Origin of the sequence: Xanthomonas sontii (assembly GCF_040529055.1) — a bacterium.
Classification (GTDB): domain Bacteria; phylum Pseudomonadota; class Gammaproteobacteria; order Xanthomonadales; family Xanthomonadaceae; genus Xanthomonas_A; species Xanthomonas_A sontii.
Window position 1 is genome coordinate 291,348 of sequence record NZ_CP132342.1, and the last position, 20,306, is coordinate 311,653.

Genomic DNA, 20,306 nt, shown 5'->3' on the forward strand with positions numbered 1-20,306 from the left:
GTTTGTTGCTGCGAGCCTGCGTCCGGACCCTCATCCGCCCCTGCGGGGCACCTTCTCCCGAGGGGAGAAGGGAGACGCTGCGCCCCTCTCCCATCGGGAGAGGGGTTGGGGTGAGAGTACGGCGCGCGCAGACCTGTCGAGGCGAGGGCCCAACAGCGCACGCGAACGACGCTCCGAGCGACGCGAGGGCACTGTGCTTCCTGCTCATGTCTGCACGCATCGGCACGTCGTCGGGCTTGGGCGAGGCGTGATCATTGAGGAGGAGCGCACTACAAAACTTTGACGGACGACGCCGTTTTCGACTTTGGAAACAGCATGTTTCGCCGGGTTTCCGACACACACGCCTACATGTGTTCACCACTCGTCATGCATGGCAATCGGCGACACTCTGTATCGCATTGATGTCGACACGCGCTTGCCACGCCGCTTCTTCCGCGGTGTCGCACGATGGCGCGCCTGCAGTCATCGCGCGCCCGGCGGCGGCGACACGAACGCCATGCCGCAGGACCGCTGCATGACAACCGCAACGCCGATGACGCCAACCTGCAACGTCGCTGTCGCATCGTGTGCGCACTTCCTTTACGAATCCCCCTTGCGCATGCCTCTCCATTCCTTGCTGAGCACGGCGATCCTTGCCGCCCTGTTGTCGCCCTTCGCCGCCACTGCCGCAGAACCCACCGCCGATGGCGCCGCGGCCGACGTGCAGCAACTCGATGCGGTGTCGGTGATCGGCCAGGGCGAAACCCGCCAGGTGCAGCGCATCACCGCGCAGGACGTGGCGGTGCTGCCGCCGGGCACCAGCATCCAGAAGCTGCTCAACCGCATTCCCGGCGTCAACGTGCAGTCCAACGACGCCTTCGGCGCCAACGAGGAATCGCAGACCATCAGCCTGCGCGGCTTCAACGGCGTGCGCCTGGGCTACACCCTCGACGGCCTGCCGCTGGGCGACAACGCCTACGGCAACTACAACGGCCTGAACATCAGCCGCGCGCTGATCGCCGAGAACTTCGGCGGCGTGGAACTGGCCTCGGGCATCGGCAGCCTGGGCACGGCCTCCACCAGCAACCTCGGCGGCACGGTGCAGTACTACTCCGACGATCCGTCCACCGAGGTCGGCGTGCGCCTGGCGCAGACCGTGGGCTCGGACAGCAACCGCCGTACCTACCTGCGTCTGGATACCGGCGAGCACAACGGCTTCTCCGCCTACCTGTCCGGCATCTACGCCGACGCCGACATGTGGGCCCCGCCGGGTTCGCCGACCCACACCGCGCAGTTCAACGGCAAGGGCGTGTACCAGTTCGAGGGCGGCAAGATCACCGCGTTCGTCGACACCTCGCGCACCTCGCAGGCCGACTACGCCTACCTGTCCAAGAGCGGCCTGCACCGCGGCCTGGGCTGGGACTGGAACCTGTACGCGCCGGACTGGCAGCGTGCGCTGGCCGCGGCCTATTGCGCGCCGGCCACGCGCAACCCCAGCCGCTGCGGCTACAGCGGCGGCGTGGACAACATCGACGACGCCTACTACCAGAGCCGCGCGCTGCGCAACGACGACCTGTACTACCTGGCCGGCGACTTCCAGCCGTCCGATGCGGTGAGCGTGCACACCCAGGTCTACCACCACGAGAACGAAGGCCAGGGCCACTGGTGGTCGCCGGGCCAGCCGTCCTACCCGGGCACGCCGCAGGCGCTGCCGATCTCGATCCGCAGCACCAACTACACCATCAACCGCACCGGCGGCATCGCCTCGCTGGGCTGGGACATCGGCCCGCACCACCTGGAAGCGGGCGTGTGGTACGAGCGCAACAAGCACCACGTGGAGCGCAACTTCTACTGGATCGACGGCCCGATCGACGACGACATCTTCCTCAGCAACCCGAACCGCCGGCTGTTCTCGCAGGATTACGTCATCACCACCAAGCAGGCCTATGTGCAGGGCACCTTCAAGCTGCTCGACGAGCGCCTGACCCTGGACATCGGCGCCAAGAGCCCGCACACCACCATGACCGCGCGCGAGACGCCGGGGATCGCGGTGGAGTCGCCGGTGGCCAACGGCGAGCTGAAGGCCAGCAAGGCGCTGCTGCCGCAGGCCGGCCTGAGCTACCGTCTGGCCGAGGGCCAGGAAGTGTTCGCGTCCTACGCCGAGAACATCGCCGCGTTCCAGGGCGGCGGCGCCGGCGGCCCGCTGCTGGTGACGCAGGCTTCGTTCGACGCCAGCGTCGGCGCGCTGCAGCCGGAGAAGTCCAAGACCTTCGAAGCCGGCTACCGCTTGGTGCGCGACCAGTTCGAGGCCTCGCTGGTCGGCTACGACGTCACCTTCGACAACCGCCTGCTCTCGCTCAACCCGTGCCCGAGCATCCAGCAGGGCACCAGCCCGGCGTGCACCACGCGCTTCTTCAACGTCGGCTCGGTAAGCAGCCGCGGCGGCGAGCTGACCTTCATCTGGAAGCCGACCGCGCACCTGCAGTGGTACAACTCGGCCTCGATCAATCGCTCCACCTACGACGACAACTACGTGCAGAACGGCGCGGTCATCCCCACCGCCGGCAAGTCCACCGTCGACACGCCCAAGCGCATGTTCGCCAGCGAACTCAGCTGGACCTGGAACGGTTGGAACGCCAACCTGCGCGGCAAGTACACCGGCCAGCGCTACTACACCTACACCAACGACCAGGGCTTCGGCGGCTACACCTCCTTCGATGCCGGCGCCGGCTACGATTTCGGGGCGGTGTCGTTCCTGCGGGACCTGAAGCTGTCGTTGAACGTCACCAACCTCACCGACAAGCGCTACGCCTCCAACCTCACCGCCTTCAGCAACAGCGATCCGAACGGCCGCTCGCTGGCCTTCCACGCCAGCGCGCCGCGGCAGGCGTTCCTGACCCTGGACGCGCGCTTCTGAGCGCGTCCATCCTGTCCGTCCGCCCCCGAACCGGAACGCATGCGATGATCCGATCCACCTCCTGGTTGTTGGGATGCGCGATGGCCGTGTTGGCGACCACCGCGGCGGCCGCACCGGCCGCCGCCCCTGGCGAGAGCAAGCCGCTGGTGATCGGCCACCGCGGCGCCAGCGCGCTGCGCCCCGAACACACCCTGGCGTCCTACGCCAAGGCCATCGCCGACGGCGCCGACTTCATCGAACCGGACCTGGTTTCGACCAAGGACGGCGTGCTGGTGGCGCGCCACGAGAACGAGATCGGCGGCACCACCGACGTGGCCGCGCACCCGGAGTTCGCCGCGCGCAAGACCGTCAAGCAGATCGACGGGCAGCGCGTGGAAGGCTGGTTCACCGAAGACTTCACCCTGGCCGAGCTGAAGACCCTGCGCGCGCGCGAGCGCCTGCCGCAACTGCGCGGCACCGCCTTCGACGGGCAGTTCCAGGTGCCGACCATGGACGAGATCATCGACTTCACCGCGGCCGAGTCGGCCACGCGCGGGCGGCCGATCGGGCTGATTCCCGAGATCAAGCACGGCACCTATTTCCATGGGCTCGGCCTGGCGATGGAAGACAAGCTGGTCGCCACCCTCGATGCGCATGCCTACACGCGCAAGGCGCCGGTGGTGATCCAGTCGTTCGAGATCGGCAACCTGGAATACCTGCACGGCAAGTTGGGCAGCACCCATCCGAACGTGCGCCTGGTGCAGTTGCTGGGCGACCCCAAGGACCGCCCGGGCGACCAGTTGCGCAATGGCCCGACCTACGCGCAGATGGGCAGTGCACAGGGCCTGCGCGCGATCGCCAAGTACGCGCAGCTGGTCAGCCCCAACCTGCGCGCGATCGTGCCGGTGAGCGCCGACGGCGCCCTGGCCGCGCCCACGTCGTTCGTGGCCGATGCGCATGCGGCCGGCCTGCAGGTGATTCCGTACACGTTCCGTCCCGAGAACTATTTCCTGCCCAAGCAGTTGCAGGACGCGCGCGGCCCGGCTGCGGTGAATGCCGCCGGCAGCATGAAGGAAATGCGCGCGCTGATCGACGCCGGCATCGATGGCTTCTTCACCGACGACCCGGCGGTGGGCCGCGCGGCGGTGGATGGAACGGCGCTGCCGCGGTGAAGCCGAGAATGGGGAATGGAGAATGGGGAATCGCAAAAGCGGTTCCCAGCGCGGGGTTCCATTTGTAGGAGCGTGTCCGCACACGGGCATTGGTCATTGGGTGTCCGGGCCGCGATAATGCGCGCCCGCCGCCCCTGCCCCGATCGCCGTGCCGTCCGTTGCCGCTCCCTCGCCCACTTTCGCCGCGCTGACCCCGCGCGCGCTGCTGCTGTCCGTGCTGGCGATGGGCGCGGTGGTGCTGCTGTCGAACGTGCTGGTGCAGTTCCCGATCAACGACTGGTTGACCTGGGGCGCCTTCAGCTATCCGCTGGCGTTCCTGGTCAGCAACCTGATCAACCGCCGCTTCGGCCCGCGCGCGGCGCGGCGGGTGGCCTGGTGCGGGTTCGCACTGGCGGTGCTGCTGTCGATCTGGATCGCCACCCCGCGCATCGCCGCGGCCTCGTGCCTGGCCTTCATCGCCGCGCAGTTGCTGGACATCACCGTGTTCGACCGGCTGCGCCGCGGCCGCTGGTGGCGCGCGCCGATCGTCGCCACCACCTGCAGCGCGACGCTGGACACCACGATCTTCTGGTCGATCGCCTTCGCCGGCTCGACGCTGCCCTGGCTGAGCTGGGCCGCCGGCGACCTGGCGGTGAAGCTGGGCATCGGCGTGTGCCTGCTGGCGCCGTTCCGCGCGCTGCTGTGGCGGATGGCGCCGACGCGCTGACGGCTGCGCCGCGCTTTGCGCAAGCGCGGCTTCACAAGCGGCCACGGCAGACGTTGAACAGGCCATCGGCGGCGCACGTCCCGTGCGCCGCGCCTGCGACGAGACCACACCCATGCCGCACGACGTCACCCCCGCCCTCGCGCTGAGTGCGCTCAACGCCACCCTGGCGCAACTGCAGCCGGCCGGCACAGCGCTGGCCACGCTGACCAGTCCCGCCGTTTCCAACCCAGCGTGGTCGTGCAATACCTTCGCCCCGCTGATGCTGGAAATGGTGCTGCTGCGTCGCGACCGGCCCCTGCGCACACGGCTGTACCTGGCGGACGCGGCGCTGCCGACCTTCGGCGACGGCGACTTCGTCAACCTCGTGCTGCTGGGCGATCCGTCGCAATTGATCCACAACGTCAACATCCTGGTGGACGGCGAGCGGATCTACCTGTTCCAGGCCTGCCTCGAGCAGGTCGTGGACGTGGTGCGGGTGTTCGAGTCAGTGACCTTCCATGCGCTGTGGCACGACCTGTGCGCCGGCCGCGCCGGCCTGTGGAAGCGCGCCTACCAGGGGCTGTTCGGGGTGGATCCCGACCAGGTGGTGGACACTGATCCCGACGCGGTCTGGTTCCAGACTCAGTACGTCAGCGCGTAGCAATCGCGCCACCGCGGCGCGGAACGGCATGCCGGCGCCGCTCGCCGCGACCAAGGCGGCGTGTTTGCGGTGGCATCACGGCGGCGAGCCCAGGCCCTCCGGCCGATCGCAGCCAGCGCCGACGGCGCGCTTTCCGCCGCGACTCGGCGAGACGCGGCGTTGCCGGAGAAGCATGTCGCCATCGACACCACCCGTGCGCGCATCCGCTGCCAACAAGGATCGCGCTAGCGTGCCGCGTCGCCGTCCGCACGGCCATCGACGAACACCAGCTCCAGCGCGACCGCGGCCTGTCGGATCGCCGCACGCGCCGCGGCGATCTCGGCCGTGGGCGCGGTCAGGCGCGGACGCCGGTCCAGCGTGCAGGCCAGGCCGGCCTCGACCAGCGTGGCATGCGCGGCATGCAGGCTGGCAGCGATGGAAGGCGACAGCCAGCCGCTGTGCGCCAGCGCATCGAGCAGCGCCGGGGTGTCGCGCGGCGCCAGCAGCGCAGGCTGCTGCGCGGCGCCGAGCAGCACGCCGGCCTGCACCAGGAATTCCAGGTCGACCAGGCCGCCGGCGCCCTGCTTGAGGTCGAAGCGCGCGGCATCGCTGCGGTCGAGTTCGGCACGCATGCGCGCACGCATCTTGCGCACTTCCTCGCGCAGCGCTGCAGGCTCGCGCGGGCGCGCCAGGGTCTGCGCGCGCACCTGCTCGAACTGCTGCAGCAGCGGCGCATCGCCGGCCACGCCGCGCGCGCGCACCAGCGCCTGGTGCTCCCAGGTCCAGGCGCGCTCGCGCTGATACTCGCGGTAGCTGGCCAGCGACGACACCAGCGCGCCCTTGCCGCCGTCCGGGCGCAGGCGCACGTCGATGTCGTACAGGCGGCCGCCACCGGTGACCGCGCCGAGCAACGCGATCACCTTCTGCGCCAGCCGCGCGAACCAGCGCCCGCTCTCCAGCGGCCGCGGCCCGGCCGAGGCCTCCACGCCCGGCGGGTGGTCGTACAGGAACACCAGGTCCAGGTCCGAGCCGATGCCCAGTTCCACACCACCGAGGCTGCCGTAACCGACGATGGCGAAACTGCCGCCAGGCACCTCGCCGTGCGCGGCGACCAGATCGGCACGCGCCAGGCGCAGCACCGTCACGACCACCGCCTCGGCCAGCCGCGCGAGCTGGCGCGCGCTGTCGAGCGCGGGCTGGCGACGGTCCAGCGTGGCCAGGGCGATGCGGAAACTCAGCGCCTGGCGCGCTTCGTTGAGGCCGCGCAAGGCCGCTTCCGGATCGTCGCCAGCGGTGGCGATCGCGGCATCGCACAGCCGCTGCATCGCCGCCTGGTCCGGCATCGCGCCGTCCACGCGGCTGTCGAGCAGTTCGTCCAGCAGCAGCGGATGCGCGGCCAGCCGTTCGGACAGGAACGCGCTGCGCGCCAGCACGTCGACCAGCCGCGCCAGCGCGCTGGGTTGTTCGTCGAGCAGGGCCAGGTAGCTGGCCCGGCGCAGGATCGCCTGCAGCAGGCCGAGCACGCGGTGCAGGGCGGCATCGGCCTGCGCCGAGCGCGCCGCGGCGTGCAGCAGCGCCGGCAACACCCGGTCCAGGCGCGCGCGCGCGGCATCGGAGAGCGTGCGCACGCCCAGCGACTGCACGAAGCCGCGCAAGGCCTGGTCGGCGCCATCAGGGTCTGCGAAACCAGCCTCGCGCAGCACCTGCACCTGGCCAGAGTCGGGCAGGCCGCGCCAGTAGTCGGCCAGCGCATCGGGCGCCAGCGCGCGCTCGCGCGGCGCCAGCAGTTCGGCGAACTCGGCGGCGACCCGATCGCGCTGCACCTGCAGCGCTGCGTGCAGCGCGGCCCAGTCGGCATGGCCAAGGCCGAACGCGATGCGCGCGCGATCCAGCGGATCCTCCGGCAACGCGTGGGTCTGCGCGTCGCGCAGCATCTGCAGGCGGTTCTCCACCTGGCGCAGGACGCGATACGCCTGCGCCAGCGCCGCGCCATCCTCGGCGGCGACCTGGCCGGCGGCGACCAGCGCGTGCAGCGCCGGCAACAGGCGGCGCTCGCGCAGGGTAGGTTCGCGGCCGCCGCGGATCAACTGCAGCGACTGCACCAGGAACTCGATCTCGCGGATGCCGCCGGCGCCGCGCTTGATGTCGTCCAGGCGGTCGTGGCGCGCGACTTCGGCGGTGATCGCCGCCTTCATCTCGCGCAGGCCGTCCAGCGCGGTGTAGTCGAGATAGCGCCGGTACACGAACGGGCGCAGCGCCTGCAGCCATTCCTCGCCGGCGGCGATGTCGCCGGCCACCGCGCGCGCCTTCAGCCAGGCGTAGCGCTCCCAGTCGCGGCCTTCGCGCTGGAAATACTGGTCCATGCCGGCGAACGACAGCGCCACCCGGCCGGCGGTGCCGAATGGGCGCAGGCGCAGATCCACGCGGTGCGCGAAGCCGTCGGCGGTGGTCTCGTCGAGCAGCCGCGCCAGGCGCTGGCCGAGCCGCGCAAAGTATTCCTCGGCGGCCAGCGCCCGCGCGCCGTCGGACTCGCCGCCCTGCGGATAGGCATAGACCAGATCCACGTCGGAGGAGAAGTTCAGTTCGCCGCCGCCGAGCTTGCCCAGGCCGAACACCACCAACCGCTGCACGCTGCCGTCGGCGGCACGCACCACGCCATGGCGCGCGGCGAACTCGCCCTCCAGCGCCTGCAGCGCCAGCGCCAGGCAGTCCTCGGCCAACTGCGTGCTACCGGCCAGGGTCGCATCGACCTCGTCCAGGCCCAGCACGTCGCGCCACACCAGCCGCGCCGAGGCGGCCGCGCGGTAGCGGCGCAACTGCGCCTGCCATGCGGCGGGCTGCGCCGGATCCAGCTGCGGCAGCGGCAACGGCGGCGGATCCGGCTGCGCCAGGTGCGCGAGCAGCGACGGCTGCCGGCACAGCGTGTCGAGCAAGAAATCGCTGGCCAGCAGCGCGCGCGCCAGCGCGTCCTCGAAACCGGGATGAGACGGCCACGGCTGCGCGGCCACGGCCTGGCGCAGGCGTGCCAGGCTGCGTTCGAGCGTGGGTTGCAGGACGTCGGGAACGGCGAAGGGAGCAGAAGCCATCGGCCGATGATGGCATCCCGCGGCGACCGCGGACAGGACCGCGGCGTGGATGCAATCAAACGCGCGCCGTCGGACACGGCGAGCGCAAGGAAAGCGTCGTGATTGCAGCATCGGCCCTAGCCAGGGCGGAGCTGTCTGCGCTGCATACGAGGAACTTCATTCCGACGTGTCCGACGCTTGCTGGATCTCCCAACACCGCGCGTCGCGGCTGAAGCCGCTCCCACAGGTGAAGCACCCACATTCTCTGGAACCCCACGGTGCAGCACTGCACTGTGGGAGGGACTTCCGTCCCGACCCGACGGCGCATCCGACGCCGCAAGGCTGTTCCACCGTCGCGCGTCGCGGCTGAGGCCATTCCCGCACGGAACGGAAAATCCACGCAGAACGCAGCTTTTCAGCACTTTTCGCGACGTTTCGCAGACCTTGCCGCCAGCCCCGCCACGACGATGGTGTATCATGGTTGTCTCGACGGAGCCCTGTGCGCCCTGCGCCGCCCGCTCCGTTCTTCGATCCTGCAGCGCCGTGGTGTTGACGCGGCCGTCCGGGATCGCCCCCGCAGACCAGTGCGGCGCCCGTGGCGCCCTGTCGTTCCGTCTTGCTTGCCTGACGCGTGCGGGCCGGGGGTCATCACCTCACCGTTCCAGGACAGGAGAAGACATGTCGGAGTTCCACGCCCATTTCGGATGGTTCAAGCGCCGCCGCCAACTGCAGGTGGAAGAAGTCACCGTCGTCGACAAACCCATGCTCAAGCGGGCGGTCGGCGCGGCGGCGCTGGGCAACGCGATGGAATGGTTCGACTTCGGCGTGTACGGCTACCTGGCCGTGACCCTGGGCCACGTGTTCTTTCCCAGCACCAACCCGACCGCGCAGCTGATCGCCACGTTCGCGACCTTCACCGTCGCGTTCCTGGTGCGCCCGCTGGGCGGGCTGGTGTTCGGCCCGCTGGGCGACCGCTACGGCCGGCAGAAGGTGCTGGCCGCGACCATGATCCTGATGGCGCTGGGCACATTTTCGATCGGCCTGATCCCCTCCTACGCGCGCATCGGCATCTGGGCGCCGATCCTGTTGCTGGTGGCGCGGCTCGTGCAGGGCTTTTCCACCGGCGGCGAATACGGCGGCGCGGCGACCTTCATCGCCGAGTACTCCACCGATCGCAACCGCGGCTTCATGAGCAGCTGGCTGGAGTTCGGCACATTGGGCGGCTATATCGCCGGCGCCGCCACGGTGACCGCGCTGCACTTTGCGCTGAGCGATGCGCAGATGCACGACTGGGGCTGGCGCGTGCCGTTCCTGATCGCCGGCCCGCTGGGCCTACTCGGCCTGTACATGCGCATGAAGCTGGAGGAAACCCCGGCGTTCCAGGCCTATGCCGAAGAAGCGGAAAAGCGCGAGCACGATGCGCCGGGCCTGGGCGCGCTGTTCCGCGTGCACTGGCCGCAGTTGCTCAAGTGCGTGGGCCTGGTGCTGGTGTTCAACGTCACCGACTACATGCTGCTGACCTACATGCCCAGCTACCTCAGCGTCACCATGGGGTATGCCGAGAGCAAGGGCCTGCTGCTGATCATCATCGTGATGCTGGTGATGATGCCGCTCAACGTGCTCGGCGGGTTGTTCAGCGATCGCCTGGGCCGCAAGCCGATGGTGATCGGCGCCTGCATCGCGCTGCTGGTGCTGGCGGTGCCGTGCCTGCGGCTGGTCGGCACCGGCAACGACTGGCTGATCTTCCTCGGCCTGATGCTGCTGGGCGTGGCGCTGGTGTGCTTCACCAGCTCGATGCCGTCGACCTTGCCGGCGCTGTTCTACACCCCGGTGCGCTACAGCGCGCTGTCGATCGCCTTCAACGTGTCCGTGTCGCTGTTCGGCGGCACCACGCCGCTGGTCACCGCGTGGCTGGTCGAGCGCACCGGCGATCCGCTGGTGCCGGCGTACTACCTGATGGGGGCGGCGGTGGTCGGCATCGCGACCATGGCCTTCGTGCGCGAAACCGCCGGCCTGCCGCTGCGCGGTTCACCGCCGGCGGTGGCCAGCGAAGCCGAGGCGCATGCGCTGCTGCGCAGCGACGAGCCGCTGACCGTGGACCCGACCCGCCCCGAACTGCCGGCGTCGCCGGAACCGCCGTCGCAGGCCATGCCGACCTGACGCACACGCAACCGGCGCCGCGCACCCCGCATCGGCGATGGTTCGCGGCAGTCGAGGCGCAGCGGCGCTGCCGGCGGCGCATGTGCACGCGCCGCCGCGGACAATCCACGTCCAAGCGCGGGCTTCGGGCGCAGCGCACGACGCGGCGCTTCCGTCATGGGCAACCGGCCGAGCGCCTTCGCCTCGGTCGCGCGTCCATCAGGCGACCTCTTTCGACACGGCAGACCGATGTTCGGCGCCACACCTGCCGAACACGATCACGCTGCAGAGCGCGAGGGTCCAGACACTGATGCCGCCATACAACATCACCCATTGCATGCCTTGGATCATGGCTGCCGCCGCGACGTCGGGCGGAACCGTCGGCGTGGAGAGGCCCTGCCCCGCCGCGTGTGCGGTTCCGCCGGAAAGCCGCTCAGCCAGCCCCCGCAACAACGTGGCGTCGACCGTCGGCAGCGTCCGGCGGAGAAAGGACAACACGCCCTCCACCAGGATGAATCCCATGACCGCGATATTGATCGCAAGGCTGATCAGGCGCGCACTGGTGTCCATGCCGGAGGCCATGCCGGTACGCGCGACGCAGACCGACGCGGTGATGGTATTGGTCACCGGGGTGTTGACGATCCCCAACCCGGTACCGGCCAGCAGGCACCCGGGGAGCATCGTCAACCAACTGGCCCGCACCGTACCGCTGCCCCACGCCATCAGCAACAAGCCGGCTCCGATCGCAAACAGGCCGGCAGGAATCACGGTATGCGCGCGGTAGCGCAGCGCCAGCCGCTCGCCCAACGGCGGCAGCACCAGGGTCGGCAAGGTGTAAGCCAGCAGCGAAAGTCCGGTGGCCACGTTGCCGTAGCCCAGCCCATGCTGGAACAGCAGCGGCAGATAGATCATGAGCGGCCAGAAGCTGAAGTTCATGCCCATCGAGCCCAACAGGGCGCCGGAAAAGTCGCGGATGCGGAACACCGAGAAGTCGAACATGGGCGCGTCGGCGCGGCGCTCCGCCACAACGAACGCGACGCAGCTGCCGCTGGCGATGATCAGACTCGCCAGCGACGAAACGCTGCCAAAGCCGGCTACCGGCCCTTGCGTGATGAACCACGCCAAGGCGAGCACCGCGACCGACAGCGAGACGATCCCGGCGACGTCCAAACGGCACCGCTGCGGATCGCGCGACTCCTCGACACCGACAAGCGCCAGCCCCAGGGCGATCGCGGAAATGGGAACGTGCACAAGGAAAACCCATTCCCAACTCCACAACGCGACGATGCCGGCACCGATGATCGGGCCGAAACCCAGGCCGATGCCGAAGACGATCCCCCAGATCCCAAACGCCTTGGCACGGGCCGTCGCGTCTGCGAATTGCTGCGAGAGCACGGCGAACTGGCACACCAGCATGGCGCCCCCGGCCATCCCCTGAAGGAAGCGACCAGCGATCAGCAGCGCCGTGCTCCCTGCCAGGCCGCATACCAAGGAGGTCACGCCGAACAGGAACACGCAGATCAGGAAGATCCGCTTGCGCCCGTAGCGGTCGGCCAGCGTGCCCGTCGCCATCAGCACGGTGGTGCAGGCGATGGTGTAGGCATTCATGATCCACTGCAGATCGCGGAAGCTGCCGTGCAGCGCCGCTTCGAGGAGGGGAAGGATCACCGGCACGCTGGAGATCTCCAGACCGAACATCAGCGAAGCCAGGCAGGCGGCCGCCAGCGTGAGGGTGTTCCTGCGCGCGGAAGGAAGGTGCGTCATGGGCTTTTCCTAGAGGGACATCCGCCCGCGGCGCCGAGCGGACCGACCGGTGCACGGCGGGTCGATTCGGGCTTGGGAGCGGCTGACTTCCAGTCTGGGAGCACACAATGGATGATGGAAATGATTTAATTTTCTTGAATTAATTAAAAAATGGACTGAATCGCATGGACTACGATCCGGATCTGTTACGCACCTTCGTTGCGGTGAACGAGACTGGCGGCTTCACGCGCGCAGGCGAACGGCTGCACCTCACCCAGTCGGCCATCAGCCATCACATTCGCAAACTGGAAGCGCAGGCCGGCACGGCACTGCTGAATCGCACAACCCGCCGGGTGAGCCTGACCGAAGACGGCGAAGACTTTCTTCGCCATGCGACGCAGGTGCTGCAGGCGCATGACGCGCTCGCACGGCGTTTCCGGCGTTCTCCGGTGTCCGGCACGGTGCGTTTCGGTGCCCCCGAAAGCTACGTCGGCGATCGCCTTCCGCCAATGCTGGCGCGGTTCGCACGGATGTTTCCGGCGGTGCGGCTGGACGTGACGGTGGATACCTATGCCGCGCTGCACGAGCAGATCGTTGCGGGCTCCCTCGACCTGGCGGTGACACTCGCACTGGAGGACGACCCGACAACGCCCCTGCTGCGCCGGACCCGCTTCGTGTGGGCGGCCGCGCCAGCGTTCGCGCCGGCCGCGAATGCGCCAGTCCCGCTCGCTTTTGCGCCCAAGCCCTGCCTGCACCGGCAGGTGGGAACCGCTGCACTGGAACGCGCCGATCTCGCCTGGCGAGTGGCATTCACCTCGCCAAGTCAGCAGGGACTGCGTGCCGCCGTGAAGGCCGGCCTGGCCATCACCGCCCTGCCCCAGGAAGATCTGGAAGCGGGAATGGTCGCCGTGGACGAGCGCTTTGGATTGCCGCCGTTGCCGCACGCCAGCTTCCGGCTGCTGTGGAGCGAGGCCAACCGAACGCCGGCAGCGGAGGCGCTAGCGCAACAACTATCGCAATCACCCGAGGCACTTTCCGGCAGCGACGCGATGCCCGCCGACTGAAATAAAAAAGCCCGCTTGCAGCGAACTGCCAGCGGGCTTTGCTCCCTCCCCCACGTCGGGATGCAGGGCGATCTTGGGCGCTTTTTTTGGACATTGCACGCTGCACTGCAAAACGATACCGGGCAGTACATTCTGCGTGGGCGGGAATGGGGAGACGGGAATGGGGAATAGATAAAGCGGGGGAATACGCGCGTTGCGTGTTTTCGCATGCCGGCGTGGCGCGGCGCACAGCGCATCCACCCGCAGCCAGCGAAGCACGCCCAACGCGATCTCTGTCGCGCTAAGGCGATGCCGCCGGTGCCGGCGCCTCCGGCAGCCATGCCGGTTGCTTGTCGTACCACTCGCGCGCGCCGAGCAGATGCCATTGCCGTTGTTCGCCGCGCAAGGCCACGCCCACGCCGAGCACGCCCCAGCGCGCATACAGATCGCCCTGCGTGCCGGCATCGCCCACGCGCAGGCGCGCGCGCAAGGCCACGCGTTCGTTCTCCGCCGCGACCCGATCCAGCCACAGCGCGTCCTTGCGCCAGCGCAGCTGTCCGCTGGCCTGCAGTTGTCCGGCATCGGCCAGCTTCAGCAACCACGCCGGCGCATCGCTGTGCTGCGCGAACACCGCCAGCACCGGGCCGGCGTCGCGCATCTGCATCTGCACCTGCGCATCGGCCTGCACCGGCGCCGCCGCGGCGATGCGGCCCTGCGGAATGCGTAGCGTCGCCCACCAGTCGCCCTGCTTGGGCTGGGTGCCGTAGCGCACGCCCTGCAGGCGCAGGGTGCTGCCGCTCAGATCGAAGCGCTTGTCCTGCAGCTCGGCGCGCCGCAGCCGCGCGTCCAGGTCGAGATCGCCGGCCAGTTCCAGGCCCGCGGTCTGCAGCCGCGCCCGGCGACCGAGCACGCGCAAGGTGCCCTGGCCGACCTGGCCGGACGCATCCAGCTGCAGATCGCCGCTGAGCCGGCCATCGCCGCCGAGCACACGCACCTGCGCCGCCGGCAGGTAGCGGTTGTAGGCGCGCAGGTCCGGCACGCGCGCATCGGCGAAGCGCAGCCGCGCCTGCAACGAGTCGCGCAAGGTGGCCAGCGCGCCGTCGCCCTGCAAGTCCAGTTGCAGGTTCTCGCCTTCGACGAAGCTGGCCTTGGGCGCGTCCAGCGGCGCCAGCGCGAAGCGGCGCATGCGCACGTCCAGTTGCGTGCGCGGCTGTTCGGCGCTGCCGACGATGCGGCCGACCGCCTGCGCCTTGCCGCTCAGGCGCACGCGCATGATCTCCGCCACCGCCTGCACGTCGGGCACGTCGAGGCGGCTACCCGGCTGCAACGCGCCCTGCCGCAACTGCAGATCGGCGGCGACGTCGCCGCCGCCGTCGAGCTGGAACCACGGCTTGCGCACCAGCAGGTCGCTGATCCAGTTCAACGATTCGAAATGCCAGCGTCCCTGCACGCGGCCGGAGGTGCGCGGCAGCAACGCCGCCAGGTCGGCGAACGGCACCTGGCGCCCGGCGATGCGCAGGTCGGCATCAAGCATGCTGCGCGGATCGACCTGGCCGGGCAGGCGCGCGCGGGCGCGGATGTCCTCGCCCTCCACGTCCAGCAGCAGCGTCAGCACACCGCGATCGGTGGCGCCCACGCCGGCATGCAGCGGCACCCGCCAGTTGAGCGTGCTGCCGGGCTGCAGCGCGCCGCGCAGCAGGTGCAGATCGGCCTGCACATGGCCCAGCCCGGGTTCGGTACTGAGTTTGGTGGTGTCGCCGGCGGTGTCGATGCGCAGGGCCACGCTGCGGCCGTGCATGCGCAGCGCCAGGTCGGTGATGCCCAGCTTGCGCAGCCCCGGCGCCTGCGCGCGGTAGTGGCGCGGGAACGAGAAGCGCGCGTCCAGCGTGGCCTGGTCGGCGATCTGGCGCTTGCCGTAGCGCACGCTGGCGTCCTCGAACACGATCTGCGAGCGGAACAGTTCCGAGGGACCGCCACGCAACTGCTTGAGGAAGCCGACGGTGCCGTGGCCCTTGCCCTCGACCGTAAAATCGCCGAAGCGTGCGCGGCGCAGCGTGCCGCTGTGGATCGCGTCGAAGCGCAGGGTCCAGCCCTGGTCGCTGGGCGGCGGTGGCGGGATCATCTCCTCGACGCGGTCCATCTCGCCGATCACGTTCACCGCTTCCATCCACGGCAGGCGCACTTCGCGATGCAGCAGCGGCAGCAGCGCGATGCGCGCGCTGGCGCGGTCGGCACGCACCTGCCAGACATTGCGCTGCACGTGGCCGCGCATGCGCACGTTCCAGGCGGTGATGAAGCCGGGCAGCACGGTGACGGCCGGCCCGGTGTGCATGCGGAACTTCTCCGGCTTGCGGTTGGTGGCCAGGTCGAACAGCGGCGTGTTGAGGAACACGTTGCCGGCCAGCAGGTACAGCAGGTAGGCGATCAGCAGGCCGCGCAGGAGCAGGCGCCAGCCGCGCGGCAGACGCCGGTAGCGAGCATGGACGGCGGTCAGTGGGCGGGCGGAGAGCGGCACCGCCGCACTATCGCCGCGGCGCGGCGTGGAACGCGTGAAAGCGACGGTGGCACGTACACGGCACTGCGCTGGCTGCATGCGCGCTGCGTCCTGTCATCACAAGGCAGACCCACCAGGAGAAGGGAGAAGCCAGAGCCCCTCTCCCACCGGGAGAGGGGTTGGGGTGAGGGTCCGGCGCGCGAAGCGCCACACACATCGCACAGACCGTGGCGTGCGTGCGTTACGTGGCGCCCGCCCGCACCGCCACGCGACAGGCGCAAAAAGTGGGGACACACCCCAACGCGGGCCTCGGCCCGATCCGCGATAATTGCCCTCCCCTTCCCACGCCATGGTCGCCGCATGTCCGCCGAACGTATCCTCCATCCCCGCCTGCGCGAACGCATCGTCAGCGCCGAGGCCGCGGCGGCGTTGATCCAGCCCGGCGAGACGGTGGCGATGAGCGGCTTCACCGGCTCCGGCTATCCCAAGGCGGTGCCGATGGCGCTGGCGCAGCGCATCGAAGCGGCGCACCTGCAGGGGCAATCGTTCAAGATCCAGTTGATGACCGGCGCCTCCACCGCGCCGGAACTGGACGGCGCGCTGGCCAAGGCCGACGGCATCGCCCTGCGCATGCCGTTCCAGTCCGACCCGGACGCGCGCCAGCGCATCAACGCCGGCAGCCTGGACTACATCGACATCCACCTCAGCCACGTCGCCCAGCACGTGTGGTTCGGCTTCTATGGGCAGATCGACACCGCGGTGGTGGAAGTGGCCGGCATCCGCGAGGACGGCAGCCTGATCCCGTCGACCTCGGTGGGCAACAACAAGACCTGGCTGGACCTGGCGAAGAAGGTGATCGTCGAGGTCAACGACTGGCAGCCGGCCGGCATCGACGGCATGCACGACGTGTACTACGGCACCGCGTTGCCACCACACCGCAAGCCGATCCCGCTGCTGCACGCCGACGACCGCATCGGCGAACCATCGCTGCGCTGCGACCCGGACAGGATCGTGGCGGTGGTGCGCACCCACGGCCCCGACCGCAACAGCCCGTTCACGCCCGCAGATGCCACCAGCCAACGCATCGCCGAGCACCTGATCGCGTTCTTCCAGCACGAGGTCGGCAAGGGCCGGCTGCCGCCCAACCTGCTGCCGCTGCAGTCCGGCGTGGGCAACATTCCCAACGCGGTGCTGGCCGGGCTGGCCAGCAGCGGCTTCCGCGACCTCAGCGCGTTCACCGAGGTCATCCAGGACGGCATGCTCGACCTGCTGCGCAGCGGCGTGCTCAAGGTCGCCTCGTGCACCGGCTTCGCGCTGAGCCCGGAGGCCAACGAGGAGTTCAAGCGCAACATCGACTTCTACCGGGAGCGCATCATCCTGCGCACGCAGGAGATCTCCAACCATCCGGAACTGGTGCGGCGGCTGGGCTGCATCGGCATGAACGGCATGATCGAGGCCGACCTGTACGGCAACGTCAACTCCACCCACGTGATGGGCAGCCGCATCATGAACGGCATCGGCGGCTCCGGCGATTTCGCCCGCAACGGCTTCCTGTCGATCTTCCTCAGCCCCAGCACGGCGAAGAACGGCAGCATCTCCTCGATCGTGCCGATGGTCAGCCATGTCGACCACACCGAGCACGACGTCTCCATCATCGTCACCGAGCACGGCCTGGCCGACCTGCGCGGCCTGCCGCCGCGGCAGCGCGCACAACAGTTGCTCGCGCACTGCGTGGACCCGAGCTACCGCGCGCAATTGCAGGACTATTTCGACCGCGCCCTGCACGCCAGCTACGGCAAGCACACCCCGCACCTGCTGCCCGAGGCGCTGTCCTGGCACCAGCGCTGGCTGGACACAGGGACGATGCACGCGGGCGGCTGAGCCACCGATCGGCAGCGGGACATGCAGCCCTTTCCACATTGCAGCCCTGCCATCCCGACATCTGCGCGAATGTCCAGTGCCCTGGTAGCAGTGGCTTCAGCCGCGACGCGTTTTCCCGAGGTCGCGCTTGAAAGCGCTCCTACGACGGCTGTCGATGATTCTGGAGTGCCACTGAGCACTGCGGGACCGCGCGTCGGGACTGAAGTCCCTCCCACAGTGCAGCCCTCTCGCATCCAGAATCTGCGCGAATGTGCGGCATCGTCGCGGGAGCGGCTGCAGCCGCGACGGGCGTTACGGGTCACGCTTCTCGCGGCTGAAGCCACTCCTACGACACCGCTGCGGATTCGGCGGTCGCTTGCAGGTTGTCGGGGCCAGACGCGGTCTCGGGCGCGGTCAGGAACGCCAGCTTGCGGCCACGCGGCAACTGCTTGAGTGCGTACTCGGCGCGCGAGGCGGCGGCGCGGTCGGGATAGGCACGGCTTGCCAGCAGCCGCACCGGCGGGTTGGCGCGGGTGTACTTGGCACCGGCGCCGCGCAGGTGCGCCTGGAAGCGTGCCTGCAGGTCCGGGGTGATGCCGGCGTAGTAGCTGCCGTTGCGACATTCGAGCAGGTACAGGAACCAGGGCGAGTCGGCGGCCATGCAGGCATTATCGACACGGTGGCCGGTTTCGCCAGCAGCGGCGTCCGCACATGCGCGCATGCGACTCGGGCAGCACCTATCGGTCAGACCCCGATGTCGGCGAACGCGGCGCTGGCGGCATCGGCCAGTTGTCGATCTTCGGCGGTCAGCTTGACCCCACGCGCATGGCGCTGGAACAGCGTCGCGCCGAGCAGGGCCTGGTGCGTCCGGCAGGCGATCGCCGCTATGCCCCCGGCCCCTCAATGCGCGGCTTGTACATCCCATCGCGCCACTTCCACGCCGCCGCGCTGAACCGGCGACAACCGGTCTTAACGCCTCGCCAACACCTTGCCAGCCGCTGCCACACACCGGCATACCGTGGTCACCGGATGGGCGGATAACGTCATCACCGGCACGCAGCCGTCGATACCGAAGCTCTCTCCCTTCGCATTCGGCGGCGCGTCCGGCCCCTCTTCCGGGCCTCCCCCGCCCCCCACGCACGCACGCAGCCGGTCAGGCTGCGTGCGTTTCTCCCACCACCGAGCTCAGGCCGCCTGCGCCACGCGCGCCTGGCGCCGTGCGCGTACCGCCTGCGCCAGCCGCTCGAGGACCTGCACCGAGCTGTCCCAGTCGATGCAGCCGTCGGTGATGCTCTGGCCGTAGACCAGCGGCTGGCCCGCGACCAGGTCCTGGCGGCCGCCGCGCAGGTGGCTCTCGACCATGGCGCCGACGATGCGGGTCTGCCCGGCCTCGAGCTGGCGGGCGATGTCCTCGATCACCTTGGGCTGGTTGTCCGGGTTCTTGCCGCTGTTGGCGTGGCTGGCGTCGACCATCAGCCGCGCCGGCAGGCCGGCCTTCTCCAGCACCTGCGCCGCTGCGGCCACGCTGTCGGCGTCGTAGTTGGGCTGGGTGCCGCCGCGCAGGATCACGTGGCAATCGGGATTGCCGGCGGTGGCCGCCACCGCAGTCTGCCCGTCCTTGGTCACCGCCAGGAAATGGTGCGGATGCGAGGCCGCGCCGACCGCATCGACCGCGATCTTGACGTCGCCGCTGGTGCCGTTCTTGAAGCCCACCGGGCACGACAGGCCCGAGGCCATCTCGCGGTGCACCTGGCTCTCGGTGGTGCGCGCGCCGATCGCGCCCCAGGCCACCAGGTCGGCGATGTACTGCGGCGAGATGATGTCAAGGAACTCCACGCCGGCCGGCAGGCCCAGGCGGTTGATGTCGCGCAGCAGGCCGCGCGCCAGGCGCAGGCCCTTGTTGATGTCGAAGCTGCCGTCGAGGTTGGGATCGTTGATCAGGCCCTTCCAGCCGACCGTGGTGCGCGGCTTTTCGAAGTACACCCGCATCACGATCTCCAGCGCGTCGCCGTAGGTCTCGCGCAGCGGGCGCAGGCGCTGCGCGTACTCCATCGCCGCGACCGGGTCGTGGATCGAGCAGGGGCCGATCACCACCGCCAGGCGGTCGTCGCGGCCGTGCAGGATCTCGTGCAGCGCCGCGCGCGCGGCAGTGACGGTCTGCGAGGCCTCCTCGTCGCAGGGCAGCAGCGCCTGCAACTGGGAGGGCGGAGTCAGCGGTTCGATCTTGCGGATGCGCAGATCGTCGGTGTGCGGGGCCATGTGCGTGTCTCGTCGGGGGGCTGGGTGGGGGCCAGATCCGGCGGCATGAAAAAAGCCGCCAGGTTCGCTGGCGGCTTTCGGGATTGCGGCTGAAGTGTCCTTCAGGGTGAACGCGATCCTTCCTCCGCCAGCGGCATCGGAAAACCGTAATACCAAAAGTAAAAGCTGCGGCAGGAAGCGTTCATGGGACGTAGTGATAGCACAGGGTTTGCGGCAGCGCCACAGTTGCATCAGCAACTTGTGGAGCCGGGAAAGGGGAACAGGGAATGGGGAATCGGAAAAGCGGTTCAACGCGGCGGCAGGGCCATGATGTCGCCGTCATCGCGTAGGA

General features: G+C 69.3%; 12 protein-coding genes and 1 pseudogene. 7 read left to right on the forward strand and 6 right to left on the reverse strand.

Going from position 1 to position 20,306, the window contains the following annotated elements:
* Nucleotides 1-598: 598 nt before the first annotated feature.
* The 4 genes from RAB70_RS01310 to RAB70_RS01325 all read left to right on the forward strand — a co-directional run bounded on the left by RAB70_RS01310 (nucleotide 599) and on the right by RAB70_RS01325 (nucleotide 5,393).
* On the forward strand, nucleotides 599-2,896 hold the full coding sequence (locus tag RAB70_RS01310; protein WP_148829846.1) for a TonB-dependent receptor: 2,298 nt from the start codon (nucleotides 599-601) through the stop codon (nucleotides 2,894-2,896).
* Nucleotides 2,897-2,976: 80 nt separating this feature from the next.
* Complete coding sequence (locus RAB70_RS01315; RefSeq protein ID WP_148829847.1) at nucleotides 2,977-4,047, forward strand: glycerophosphodiester phosphodiesterase; 1,071 nt, start codon at nucleotides 2,977-2,979, stop codon at nucleotides 4,045-4,047.
* A 148-nt stretch (nucleotides 4,048-4,195) separates the two neighbouring features.
* Nucleotides 4,196-4,753, forward strand: coding sequence for a queuosine precursor transporter (locus RAB70_RS01320; RefSeq protein ID WP_010343084.1), 558 nt, complete (start codon nucleotides 4,196-4,198; stop codon nucleotides 4,751-4,753).
* Nucleotides 4,754-4,865: 112 nt separating this feature from the next.
* Complete coding sequence (locus RAB70_RS01325) at nucleotides 4,866-5,393, forward strand: hypothetical protein (protein ID WP_148829845.1); 528 nt, start codon at nucleotides 4,866-4,868, stop codon at nucleotides 5,391-5,393.
* 224 nt (nucleotides 5,394-5,617) lie between these two features.
* Here RAB70_RS01325 and glnE read toward each other — a convergent pair whose 3' ends face one another.
* Nucleotides 5,618-8,458, reverse strand: coding sequence for a bifunctional [glutamate--ammonia ligase]-adenylyl-L-tyrosine phosphorylase/[glutamate--ammonia-ligase] adenylyltransferase (gene glnE / locus RAB70_RS01330; RefSeq protein WP_148829844.1), 2,841 nt, complete (start codon nucleotides 8,456-8,458; stop codon nucleotides 5,618-5,620).
* 657 nt (nucleotides 8,459-9,115) lie between these two features.
* On the opposite strand from glnE, the gene proP reads away from it, so the two are divergent.
* Entirely contained in the window at nucleotides 9,116-10,597 is a 1,482-nt protein-coding gene (gene proP, locus RAB70_RS01335; protein ID WP_148830614.1) for a glycine betaine/L-proline transporter ProP, read from the forward strand.
* Between the two features lie 198 nt (nucleotides 10,598-10,795).
* Here proP and RAB70_RS01340 read toward each other — a convergent pair whose 3' ends face one another.
* Nucleotides 10,796-12,340 (reverse strand): MFS transporter, encoded by a 1,545-nt coding sequence (locus RAB70_RS01340; protein ID WP_148827990.1) that lies wholly within the window; start codon nucleotides 12,338-12,340, stop codon nucleotides 10,796-10,798.
* Between the two features lie 164 nt (nucleotides 12,341-12,504).
* On the opposite strand from RAB70_RS01340, the gene RAB70_RS01345 reads away from it, so the two are divergent.
* On the forward strand, nucleotides 12,505-13,383 hold the full coding sequence (locus RAB70_RS01345; protein WP_017911940.1) for a LysR family transcriptional regulator: 879 nt from the start codon (nucleotides 12,505-12,507) through the stop codon (nucleotides 13,381-13,383).
* 280 nt (nucleotides 13,384-13,663) lie between these two features.
* Here the strand turns inward: RAB70_RS01345 and RAB70_RS01350 are convergent, their stop codons facing one another.
* Nucleotides 13,664-15,856, reverse strand: a complete 2,193-nt coding sequence (locus RAB70_RS01350; RefSeq protein WP_408068868.1) for a hypothetical protein — start codon at nucleotides 15,854-15,856, stop codon at nucleotides 13,664-13,666.
* Between the two features lie 360 nt (nucleotides 15,857-16,216).
* Here RAB70_RS01350 and RAB70_RS01355 point away from each other — a divergent pair, with 360 nt between their 5' ends.
* Entirely contained in the window at nucleotides 16,217-17,737 is a 1,521-nt protein-coding gene (locus RAB70_RS01355; protein WP_148827988.1) for an acetyl-CoA hydrolase/transferase family protein, read from the forward strand.
* Nucleotides 17,738-18,062: 325 nt separating this feature from the next.
* Here RAB70_RS01355 and RAB70_RS01360 read toward each other — a convergent pair whose 3' ends face one another.
* From RAB70_RS01360 to RAB70_RS01370, 3 genes and pseudogenes are all read right to left on the reverse strand, one after another.
* The gene (locus RAB70_RS01360; protein ID WP_017911938.1) at nucleotides 18,063-18,377 is read right to left on the reverse strand and encodes a GIY-YIG nuclease family protein; all 315 of its coding nucleotides are present in this window, start codon (nucleotides 18,375-18,377) and stop codon (nucleotides 18,063-18,065) included.
* A gap of 92 nt (nucleotides 18,378-18,469) precedes the next feature.
* Nucleotides 18,470-18,586: pseudogene (locus tag RAB70_RS01365) on the reverse strand (LysR family transcriptional regulator); the annotation flags it as partial.
* Between the two features lie 315 nt (nucleotides 18,587-18,901).
* A complete protein-coding gene (locus RAB70_RS01370) occupies nucleotides 18,902-19,975 on the reverse strand; it encodes a 3-deoxy-7-phosphoheptulonate synthase (protein WP_017911936.1) in 1,074 nt (357 codons plus the stop codon).
* Nucleotides 19,976-20,306 lie beyond the last annotated feature (331 nt).